The organism is Porphyromonas uenonis 60-3 (assembly GCF_000174775.1).
Taxonomy (GTDB): Bacteria; Bacteroidota; Bacteroidia; order Bacteroidales; family Porphyromonadaceae; genus Porphyromonas; species Porphyromonas uenonis_A.
On the sequence record NZ_ACLR01000183.1, the window covers coordinates 29919 to 41745 of the forward strand.

Annotated in this window: 7 protein-coding genes; 2 read left to right on the forward strand and 5 right to left on the reverse strand. The window is 54.6% G+C overall.

The annotated features are described in order from the left end of the window. Positions 1–4: 4 nt before the first annotated feature. Positions 5–658, forward strand: a complete 654-nt coding sequence (gene queC / locus PORUE0001_RS07665) for a 7-cyano-7-deazaguanine synthase QueC (protein ID WP_007365866.1) — start codon at positions 5–7, stop codon at positions 656–658. Positions 659–666: 8 nt separating this feature from the next. Beyond that, positions 667–2022: an ATP-dependent RecD-like DNA helicase gene (locus PORUE0001_RS07670; protein WP_007365858.1), complete on the forward strand. Its 1356-nt coding sequence runs from the start codon at positions 667–669 to the stop codon at positions 2020–2022. 27 nt (positions 2023–2049) lie between these two features. On the opposite strand, the gene PORUE0001_RS07675 is transcribed toward PORUE0001_RS07670, so the two are convergent. From PORUE0001_RS07675 to PORUE0001_RS07695, 5 genes are all read right to left on the reverse strand, one after another. Then, positions 2050–3024 (reverse strand): metallophosphoesterase family protein, encoded by a 975-nt coding sequence (locus PORUE0001_RS07675; protein WP_232501438.1) that lies wholly within the window; start codon positions 3022–3024, stop codon positions 2050–2052. An 85-nt stretch (positions 3025–3109) separates the two neighbouring features. Next, positions 3110–3520: a metallophosphoesterase family protein gene (locus PORUE0001_RS10960; protein WP_007365878.1), complete on the reverse strand. Its 411-nt coding sequence runs from the start codon at positions 3518–3520 to the stop codon at positions 3110–3112. A gap of 226 nt (positions 3521–3746) precedes the next feature. Continuing rightward, positions 3747–6320, reverse strand: coding sequence for an alpha-glucan family phosphorylase (gene glgP / locus PORUE0001_RS07680; RefSeq protein WP_007365885.1), 2574 nt, complete (start codon positions 6318–6320; stop codon positions 3747–3749). 587 nt (positions 6321–6907) lie between these two features. Then, positions 6908–9598, reverse strand: a complete 2691-nt coding sequence (locus PORUE0001_RS07690; RefSeq protein ID WP_007365871.1) for a calcium-translocating P-type ATPase, PMCA-type — start codon at positions 9596–9598, stop codon at positions 6908–6910. 98 nt (positions 9599–9696) lie between these two features. Further along, a complete protein-coding gene (locus PORUE0001_RS07695; protein WP_007365874.1) occupies positions 9697–11691 on the reverse strand; it encodes a urocanate hydratase in 1995 nt (664 codons plus the stop codon). Positions 11692–11827: the final 136 nt, after the last annotated feature.

Below are 11827 nucleotides of genomic sequence, written 5' to 3' on the forward strand. Positions count from 1 at the left end.
GGTAATGCGCAATTCGCTGATTGCTCTCTCCGGTGGCGTGGATAGCACGACGCTCCTCTACGAATATCGTGAGGAGATAGCTTGTGCCGTAGGCTTTGACTACGGCTCCAAGCACAATGCCCGTGAGCTCGCCGCTGCCAAGGCTATCTGTCGTGAGCTAGAGATCCCTTACTTGATCATCCCGCTCGCCTTCATCGGGGAGTACTTTCGCAGTGACCTCCTTCTCTCGGGTGGCGAGATGCAGCTCGGGGACTATTCGGAGGAGAATATGAGCTCGACGGTGGTGCCCTTTCGCAATGGCATCATGCTGAGCGTCCTCGCAGGGTTGGCCGAGAGCCGAGACTTGCAGCAGGTACTCATAGCAAATCACTTCGGTGACCACGCCATCTACCCAGACTGTCGGGAGAGTTTTGTCAAGCCTATGGGCGAGGCGATCACGGCTGGTACCAGCAATGGGGTCAAGCTGGTGGCGCCCTACACGGCCCTCACAAAAGCTGAGATCGTAGCTCGGGGCACTCGTCTTGGAGTGCCTTACAGCAAAACGTACAGTTGCTATCAGGGGGGCGAGCGCCACTGCGGACGCTGTGGTACTTGTCGGGAGCGGCACGATGCTTTTGTGGCAAACGGACTAGAGGATCCGACGCTTTACGAGGAGTAGGTGGCGGTATGCTAGTTGTCCCAGAAGCTTTCGATCAGAACAATGCCGAGCAGATGTCTGCCCTGCAATGTTTGGAGCAGACCTCTATGAGTCTCTTCCTGACGGGTAGTGCGGGGACTGGCAAGTCTTACTTCCTAAAGAACTACTGCGAGGTGACTCGCAAGAAGTTTGTCAAGCTGGCTCCGACGGGACTCGCTGCGCTCAACATTCATGGCCAGACGATCCACAGCTTCTTCCGACTACCACTCGCTCCGCTGACAGATCCCAACCATACCTCCGCCATCACACGTCGCTATCGCAAAGACAAGCGAGAGCTCATCCGCCAGCTCGACCTGATTATCATTGACGAGATCTCGATGGTGCGATGCGACCTGCTCGATGCCATGGATCGTATCCTGCGCAGCGTGAGACATAGCAAGGTGCCCTTTGGGGGTGTGCAACTCCTCATGGTGGGCGACCCCTTTCAACTACCACCTGTCACGACAACAGCCGATCAGGAGGAGATGCAGCGCGCTTATCCTGAGAGCGACGGCTTTTACTTCTTCGAGGCGCACTCCTACGCTGCACTAGCGCCCATCTCCATAGTCCTGCGTCGTATGTATCGCCAGAGCGACCAGCACTTTGTCTCTGCACTGGAGGAGATCCGCCTAGGACGTGTCAGCGAGGACACGGTCGCCCTGCTCAACAGCCGCGTCTCCCCGCAGTGGCAGAAGGAACTGCTCCAGAGCGACCAGCATGCGGTGCTACTCTTCTCTCATAGAGCCAATGTGGAGGCGTACAACCTATCTCGCTGTGCTCAGCTTGATGCCAAAGAAGTGACCTTCCGTGGCAAGCTTAAGGGCAAGATCCCCGCCTCTGCGCTCCCCGTCCCCGAAGAGTTTTCGCTCAAAGTGGGCACTCAGGTGATGCTCGTGAGCAACCATCCCGACGGGGCGTGGGTCAACGGCACTACAGGCGTCATCACGAAGCTCGTCGGTGGCTCTGTCGGCGACATCACGGAGCCGTACGCCAAGGTGAAGACGCCCGAAGGCGAGACCATCATCGTCACGCCTCACACCTGGTCGCAGGTAGACTACGACTATGACGAGAAGAAGGGGGAGATCGTCGAGCGACAGACCGGCTCCTACACGCAGCTACCGCTCATCGTCGCTTACTCTATCACGGTACACAAAGCGCAGGGGCAAACGTGCGATCAGATCGTGGTCGACCCGAGTCGCTTCTTCGCCCCTGGACAAGGGTACGTGGCACTCAGTCGCTGTCGCACGCTCGAGGGCTTGACGCTCACACAGCCACTCAAACCGCACAACCTACGCACCGCCCCTTCGGTACTACAGTTCTACCGAAAGATCCTTTCGCACGTCTAGCCAGAGACTAAAGAGTATTTCTATATCCTATGGCTTGCTCTTGGCAAGTCTTTGTCGGTCCAGACGAGCAGTGTGATCGTAAGGCAGCGACACGTTATTGTCCGACTCTGAGGTATCGTATAGAGCCGTCTCAAAAAGCTCTATCTGCTGAGTTAGCGATGGTACCAATCCCTGGATCAGCCCCTTCGTCTGATCAAAGAGATCACCCGGATATGGCTCCGTCATCCTTGCCGTACTATCTGGATTGTGATGCAGACCCCGCTCGTCACCTTGCAGGTGATTTGCATAGATCTCCATAAATAGAGGCTTTAGCTCTGGTATCGCCTGATCAATCACACCCTTATAAGGAGCTATAACCGAGGCACTATCCTGACTCTCTAGATGCTCCGTGAGGAAGCGTACCAGATCATTCATCCCAAGCTCTAGGTGCTGATAAGCGTAGTCCTGTAAAGAGATCGTTCCTTCTGAAGCGATCTGAGAGGGCATCGCTAAGGCGATCTGACGAGAGGATATACGTAGCTCTGTCGGGGTGACCTCAACCAAACGATATGGACAGGGGTATGTGACTGTGGATCCAGTCTCTATGTCATGTATGACGCTCTGGTTGTAGCTCTTGGCTGCGATGTCCTGAGCATGAAAGTGTCCCGTGAAGACATACTGCAGACCAGCCTCGGCGAGTCGCTCTGCGATGCGATCATAATCCTGTATCAGATACTCCTTAGCCAGTAGCGACTGCCCCGGGAAGTGCTCTACGATGCCATGATGCATCATCGCTATGACCTGCTTGCCCTGAGCATTGGCTTGTCGCACTTGATCCTCGATCCACTGGATGCGTTCCTCATCAAGACGACCAGCCGTCGTGGGGTAGTTATTGGCGAGATTGTCATCGTACTGACAAGCATCGATGCCGATGACGCGTAGCCCTGGGAGTGGCTCCGACACGTAGCAGAGCGCCGGTCCTCTCGAGATACTTGAGGAGGCGTCATACCCGTATGGTGCCATAATCTGGACAAACTGATCGGGAGTAACATGCTCCGTAGCAGTCGTATGATCCCCTAGGTAGATCTGAGCAAGGGGATTGTTAATGTCATAGATTACCAGGCACGACAAGTACCTTGATACCAGCCTCGGTGAGCCGATCTAGCCGCTGTGTGAGGTAGCGATAGCTAGCCAGCTCACCATCCTTCGTGAGGTCTCCACAGATGAGGAAGAGATCAGGACGTATCTCTAGTGCCTCCTTTATTAACTGATCAAAGATCTGCACACTCTCGAGGAGCAGCTTACGATCGCTACGTAATGTCTCCTCAAAGGCAGAGCCCTCCTGAACGACTAGCTCAGGAGCCATAATGTGCGGATCGCTACAGACGAGGAGCGTGTACTGCGACTTCACACTGAGCGGGGGACGCTCAGCCCACCCCTCTAGTGGGAGGGCTAGCAAGATGATGGTGCTAATGAGTAGCGAGGCAAGTCGTGTGAGGGATTGTGTTTTTTGCTTCATTGTCGATTACGATATATTGCGTTTCCTAGATTGTCTACGCAAAGGTATCGTCTGTCGATTGCCCCTTCGTTGTCTTTTTGCTACCAATAGGTTATCATAAGAAGATCTGAATAAAAGCAGAGGACTCAATCGTCCCGATTCAGCGATTGAGTCCTCTCGTTATTTATCCCGCCTTAGCTATGCGACCATTGCCAAAAGCTAACAGCCAGCAGCCAACAGCCAGCACTCAGAACGAGATCCAGCGAACGTAAGCGAAGTCCATCAGATGAGGTAGCTCGGGTAGATAGGGACGCAGACGCACTGCTATCTGATATTTGCCTGGCTGAGCCGATGGCACCGTTAGCTCATAGGTACGGGTTGTCCCCATGCGTGGCATCACCTCGTGAAAGAGATCCTTGCCCACATACTGCACTTCGCCCGTCAGATCGTCCCGCGTCGTAACAATCAGCTCGGCAACGAGCTCTGCCTCCACTTGTCCCGCATCGATCGTCACCCTAAAGGTCGGATCGCTATGCTGGCCGTTGTAGTTTGGCTCTCGCATGACCCCCTCGAAGGTCGCCTCCTGCACGGTGATCGTATCCCATGTGGCAGCGACCCGTTGCTTCCAAGCAACGATATCACGAGCCTGCTGGTAGCCCTGATGCTCTAGGAGCTCGGAGCGTACTGCCAACTTATTGTAGAGGCGCTCGTAGTAGTCATCCAGCATGCGACGCATCGTAAAGTGTGGCGCGATGTAGAGCATCGAGCGCTTGATATAGTCTACCCAGCGATCCGAGCAACCAGTCGGCATATCGGCATAGTAAGTAGGTACGATCTCCTGCTCTATGAGCTGATAAATCGTCATGGCATCGAGCTGATCCTGCAGATGCTGATCGGTGTAAGTGCGCTCTGCCGAGAGTGCCCAGCCAGCGCCCTCCTTGTACCCTTCGTACCACCAGCCGTCCAGCACGGAGAGGTTGAGGACTCCGTTCATCTCGGCCTTTTCACCAGAAGTACCAGAGGCCTCCATGAGGCGCGTCGGATTGTTGAGCCATACATCGACACCCGGGATAAGCGTCTTGGCAAGCGCTATGTCGTAGTCAGGTAGGAAGATGATTTTACCGACAAACTGTGGCATACGGCTCACCTCTATGATGCGCTTGATGAGCGCCTGCCCACCGCCATCGGCAGGGTGCGCCTTGCCCGCAAAGATAAAGCGAACGGGTCGCTCCTCGTTGTCTAGTATCTTTGCCAAAGTCTCTAGATCCTCAAAGAGCAGATGAGCACGCTTGTAAGTGGCGAAGCGGCGGGAGAAGCCTATGTAAAGGGCCCGCTCCTGTAGTTCGTCAAGCGTTGCCTTAGCAAGCTGTGGCGGCAGTCCTATCTCTCCGTGAGTCTTTATGATCGTGCTCTGGATGTGCTGTATCAGTCGTCTCTTCAGGCACTGGCGTATCTGACGTATATCCTCGCTCGGCACACTCATGATCCTAGCCCACATCTCCTCCTGAGACTGATGGTTCAGGTAGTCAGCGCCGAAGTGACGGACGAAGAACTGCTGCCACTCAGGCGCTGCCCAGGTAGGCAAGTGCACCCCATTCGTTACATAGGAGACGTGGCTCTCCTCGGGAAAGAAACCCTCCCATACAGGAGCAAACATACGCTTCGACACATCGCCATGAAGCTTGCTCACGCCATTGGCCTCCTGCGAAGTGTGTAGCGCCAAGACGCTCATGGAGAACTTACCACCGCTCCCGTGGCTGTCCTTGCCCAGCTGGATAAACTCATCACGAGAGATACCCAGACGACTATAGAAGGGAGTGAAGTAACGATCTATCAAAGCATCCTCAAAGTAGTCATGACCCGCTGGCACAGGCGTATGCACCGTATAGAGCGAAGAAGCGCGCACCACCTCCAGTGCCACGTCACAGGGCAAGCCCCTATCCTCCACTAGATTGACCAGTCGCTCCACATTCATAAAGGCTGCATGACCCTCATTCATATGGTACACATCACACGTGATGCCGAGCTGCTTGAGCAGCATCGTACCACCGATACCTAGGAGGTACTCCTGACGGAGTCGATTCTCCCAGTCACCACCATAGAGGCTGTGGGTAATGCTCTTCGCCAGATCTCCATTCTCAGGCACATCCGTGTCTAGCAGATAGAGCGACACACGACCTACCGGCACACGCCACACCTGACAAGCCACAGGCAGCGAAGCCATCTCCAGATGTAGTGTCAGACGCTCACCACGCTCGTTGAGTACGGGCTCAAGGGGCAGATTGTGAAAGTTTTGCGGCACATAGTGCGCCACCTGATTACCACTTGGGTCAAGGCTCTGTGTGAAGTAACCGTAGCGATAAAGGAGCCCCACGGCGGTGAGCCGAACGTTGCTATCGCTCGCCTCCTTGACATAGTCACCCGCGAGGATGCCTAAGCCTCCCGAGTAAATGTGTAGCGTATTGCTAATGCCGTACTCCATGCAGAAGTAAGCGACCGAGGGACGCGTCTCATCGGGACGCTCCTGCAGATAAGCCTGCAGCTCATCGTACAGCGCCTGCACCTCTGCGAGGAAGTGCTGGTCCTGGCAAAGCTCCGCTATACGCTCCGCCCCTAGGAGGTGAAGCATCCAGCAAGGATTGCCATCAGTCTGCGCCCATAGCTCAGGGTCAATAGACTGAAAGAGTCGTATCGCCCGTGGTTGCCAAGACCACCATAAGTTCATCGTCAACGCCCTGAGCGATTGTAGCTCTGCCGGGAGGTTAGACTGGCTGTATATCTCTGTCCACTGCGGTGGATTACACTTGTATTGTGGTATCATCTTGCGTCTGTTCTATAGATCCGTCTACCTAAAGACACCACTAAGGTACGACTATTTCGTGCAATGGCTGTTACAAAAAACATTGCCACACCGTTGGCACTAGATTTTCATGGGCATGAAAATCCATTTTCTCCCGTATGAAAATCCATTTTCCTACCGAGGAAAATCCATTTTCATAGGCATGAAAAAAGTTGGACACCCCAAGTGGACGTATGATCGGGAGGGGGCATCAATGGCACTATCAAGGAAATCGACGGATTGCTCAGTGGAGATTTTGGAAACTCCAGCGAGGAACGGGAAAATTCTTCGGAACTTCGAAATCTTTCTTCCGAAGTTTCATTTCATTCTTCCGAACTTTTATTTCCCGGTTCCGTGGGGAATTTTCGTTTGCTCCGTGAAGCTTCTCGATTTCCTCGGGAGAAATCGCAATCAGCGGAGATGCCCGCTTCGCTGTAAAGTAAGCCTACAGCGCTGTACAGCGAGGTTTTAGCCACGTCCCCCTTAGGACAACAAGAAAAGGTCACGACAAGGAGCGATCCTGCCGTGACCTTTCGGGTGTTTAATAGCTATTTAGTGGCTATTTAGCGCTAACTCTTCTTTTTGGTCAAGAGGTGCCACAGCTCACGCACCCAGAGGACGAGCGAGGAGGCGATGACGATGATGACCCAGTCGATGAACTTGAGCCCTGTCACGTTGAAGAACTGCTGTAGTCCTGGCACCTCGACCATCGCAACCTGACCAATGAGGATGATGGCGACGATGATGAGCAGTCCGCGACACCCCTTGAAGTGGAGCGCACTGCGTCCAGTCTCGAAGGCGCGCGCATTGAAGAGGTAGAAGAAGTGCGTCATCACGAAGATCGTGAAGAGGAGCGTCTGCTCGTACGCTGAGACGTGACCCTTGGTGCCGAGCTGCATCGTGAGCAGGTCGGTCAGCTGCGTCACATCGGTGCGCTGGAAGATATAGAGTAGCACCAGGAGCAGCGCAAAGAAGAAGCTACCCACGCCAATGATCTCACGCAGCATTGGGCTGTTGAGAATGAAGGCGTTGCGGTCACGTGGTTTGTCTTTCATCACACTCTCAGAGGGTGGTAGCGAGGCAAGCGCCATGGCGGCGAAGGTGTCCATGATCAGATTGATCCAGAGCATCTGCGTGACGGTCAGCGGGGACTCTGTACCCATGAAGGCACCACAGAGAACCAGTAGACAGGCGGTCACATTGACGGTCAACTGGAAGAGAAGGAAGCGCTGGATGTTTTGATAAAGTGAGCGTCCCCACATGACTGCCTTGCCGATACTGCTAAAGGAGTTGTCGATGATGGTAATGTCGGAAGCCTCCTTGGCAACGCTCGTGCCATCGCCCATGGAGAGCCCCACGTGCGCTGCACGGAGAGCCGGCGCATCGTTGGTGCCGTCGCCAGTGACAGCCACTACGTGACCATTGTTTTGGAGCGCCTCGACGAGTCGCTTTTTGTCCATCGGACGAGCTCGAGAGATGATCTTTAGCTCGTTGACACGTGCTAGGAGCTCTTCGTCAGAGAGCGCTGCGAAGTCAGGTCCTGTGATGATGCTATTCTCTCCATCTTGGCTATCATCCCACAGGCCGATCTGACGAGCTATCTCGCGTGCCGTGCCAGAGGTGTCGCCTGTGACTACCTTCACATCGATCCCCGCATGGACACACTCCTGCACCGCTGCAGGCACCTCCACGCGGACGGGGTCAGCGATGGCGACTACACCGATGAAGCAGAGCTTGCTGGCGGTCAATTGACTAAACTCAATGACTGAGTCGCCCTCCTCAACCAACTGGTAGGCAAAGCCTAGCGTACGCATAGCGCGATGCTGATACTCGGTCAACTGCTGCTCCAGCTCTTCTCGGCTCACGGCAGACTCAGCGCAGAGGTCAAAGACGATCTCGGGGGCTCCCTTAATATAGAGTACCCGCTTGCCTTGCAGACGAGTCGACTCAACGAGCGTCACCATATACTTGCGCTCTGTGGAGAATGGAACCTCAGCGACCGTCTCCGCTTGCTCTCGCAAAGAGCGATAGTCGACGCCCTGACCGTGAAGCCATAGGAGCAGAGCGCCTTCCGTTGGATTGCCTAGCACCTGTGGATTGGCGGGGTCGGAGAGGTCGAGCGAAGCGGTTGAATTGACCGCAATGCCCTCGTGGAGTAGATCCTGAGGGGTGTCGCCGTAGAGCTTCATCTCGTCGACGCTCATCTGGTTTTGCGTTAGGGTACCCGTCTTATCGGTACAGATGACGGTGGTCGCGCCCATCGTTTCGCAGGCGTGCATCTTGCGCACCAAGTTATTGGTCCGTAGCATGCGACGCATACTGTAGGCTAGACTCAGCGTCACCGCCATTGGCAAACCCTCTGGCACCGCCACAACGATCAGCGTCACGGCAATCATCAAGGTCTGCAGGATGTATGCAAAGAAGGGGGTAGCCTGCTCTACAGAGCCAAAGATGTCGGTACCGTTGGTGACTAGGTAAACGATGACACGCCCTATGACGATGAGGGCTGCGATGCCGTAGCTCACCCATGTGATCCAGTTGCTCAGACCGTCGAGCTGTTCGCTCAGCGGGGTCTTGACACCCTCTTCGATCTGAACCGCTTCGAACACTTTGCCTTGCTCCGTCTTGTCGCCCACGGCGAGGACTTTGCAGATGCCGTGCCCCTCCATCACTTTGGTCCCTTTCATCACATGATTGGTGGGGTAGGTGGCGCCTTGGTCAAACTCCTCTGGGCGAACGCTCTTGTTGCAAAACGGTTCGCCCGTGAGGGTTGACTCGTCCATCTGTAGCATCGTCGCCTCGAGTAGCTCGCAGTCGGCTGGCACCTCCTCGCCACTGTCTAGGATTACGATGTCGCCTACGACCACTTCACGGCGAGGCACCTGCGTTACGTTGCCATTGCGGATGAGCGTCACCAGCTCATCGTCATGTGCCTGATTGAGGATGGTGAACTCCTTGTCTGCTTGTAGCTCAAAGTAGAAGGCAAGCCCCGTGGCAAGTAGGATCGCTACGAAGATACCCACAGGCTCGAAGAAGACCTCGGCGCCCTGTCCTAGCCCAAAGTACTCGTAGCAGGAGATGCCGACGGAGAGTCCACCAGCAATCAGCAAGATGATGATCAGCGGGTCGGTAAACTTCTCCAAAAACTGTCGCCATAGTGGCTCCTTCTGAGGCGGTGTCAATACATTCGCTCCGTGCTCCTTGCGACTCTCTAGTACCTGAGCGTCAGTCAGTCCCGTGTAGTGATGTTTTTCTTCCATTAGTCCGTGAGTATCTAGTAAAAGTGTGGAAAAAAGCCTCGCCCCCTTAGCAGTGCGCTTAGGGAGGCGAGGCTTTTCGTTAGATATTCGATGAAGGTTTACTTGAGAACCTCATCGAGGAGTGCGTCATCCACGAGGAAGGGGATGGTGATGTGGTAGAGGTCAGAGTGCTCCTCGTTGAACTCGCGAGAGGTAGACAGAGCGTTCTCATTGCGAGCCCAAGCACGACGAGCGACACCGCCCATCACGTCCCAAGTCATAGCCTGACGTAGGATCTCGTCGACACGACGGCTACCATCGAGGACCATACCAAAGCCTCCGTTGATCGCCTTACCGACACCGACGCCACCACCGTTGTGCAGAGCGACGAGGCTCATACCACGAGCGCAGTTGCCCGCAAAGCACTGGACAGCCATGTCGGCCATGACGTTACTACCGTCACGTATGTTGGATGTCTCGCGGAAGGGGCTATCCGTACCGCTCACATCGTGGTGGTCACGACCGATCATGATCGGGCCAACCTCGCCACGACGTACCATATCGTTGAACTTAAGTGCGATCTTCAGACGACCCGCAGCGTCCTGGTAGAGGATACGAGCCTCGGTACCGACGACGAGCTGATTCTTCTCAGCGTCGCGGATCCATATATAGTTGTCACGATCCTGCTCACGACGATCTGGGTCGATGCACTCCATAGCAGCGTGGTCGGTCTTGATCAGATCCTCGTGATTGTGGCTGAGGCATACCCAGCGGAATGGGCCATAGCCGTAGTCAAAGAGCTCAGGACCCATGATGTCCTCTACATAGCTTGGCCAGATGAAGCCATCCTTGTCGTCTACGCCATTGCGAGAGATCTCCTGGATGCCAGCATCAAAGCAAGCCTTCATAAAGGCATTACCATAGTCAAAGAAGTAAGTGCCACGAGCCACAAGAGCCTTGACAGCCTCGTAGTGACGGTGCAGACCCTTGTCGACCTCCTGACAGAAGCGCTCTCTGTCGTGTGCGAGCAAGTCGGTACGCTCCTCAAAGGTAAGCGATACAGGACAGTAACCACCCTCGTAGACAGCGTGACAGCTCGTCTGATCGGAGAGTAGGTCGACATGAATGTTGTGCTCAACGCAGTACTCCAGCAGATCCACTACATTACCGTGGTACGCGATAGAGCACGGCTCACCAGCCTTCATACCCTGCTCAGCGAGCTTAAGCGCCTCAGGGATTGTCTCTGCAATGTGCTTGACCCAGCCCTGATTGTGACGAGTCATGATACGAGACATATCTACCTCAGCGATGATAGAGGTAGCACCTGCGATGTCAGCAGCCTTAGGCTGTGCACCACTCATACCGCCTAGACCAGAGGAGATAAAGAGCTTGCCAGCGAGGTTGCCACCGCTAGGGATGTGTAGCTGCTGACGGCCAGCGTTGAGTAGCGTATTGAACGTCCCGTGTACGATACCTTGTGGCCCGATGTACATCCAGCCACCAGCGGTCATCTGACCATAGTTGGCGACGCCCATCTGAGCTGCTATCTCCCAGTCCTTGATATTGTCGTAGAGACCGACCATCATGGAGTTGGTGATGATGACACGAGGAGCAGAGGGGTGCGAGGCGAAAAGTCCCAGTGGGTGTCCGCTCTCGATGACTAGGGTCTGATCCTGTGTGAGCTCCTCGAGGTACTTGATGATGAGGCGGTACTGGAGCCAGTTTTGGCATACCTGACCTGTCTCACCGTAGGTTACAAGCTCATAAGGATAGAGCGCTACAGCATGCGATAGGTTGTTGTGGATCATCACCTGGAAGGCCTTACCCTCGATACACTTACCCTTGTAGCTATCGATGGGACCAGCCTTGAGATCGCCCTCGGGACGATAACGGTAGGCGTAGATCTTACCACGCTCCTTGAGCTCCTTGAGGAACTCGGGTGCGAGCTCAGCGTGGAGTTCTTTAGGTACATAGCGTAGCGCATTCTGTAGTGCCACACGTGTTTGTGCAGGGGTCAAGCTATAGCCCCTATCAGGTGCTCGACGGATGCCCTCCTCAAAGGTGGGGTACTTGGGCAGCGTAGCATCAAGTGTAAACTTACAAGTTCTCTTCATATTTACTGGTTGCGATCTTAATTTCAAGTCCCACAAAGATACTAAAAACTCTCCGATACGTATACATGTCCCTTAGGGTATAATAGAAATTAGAAGATAGAGATTAGAAGATAGAGATTAGAAGTTAGTTCTTGGG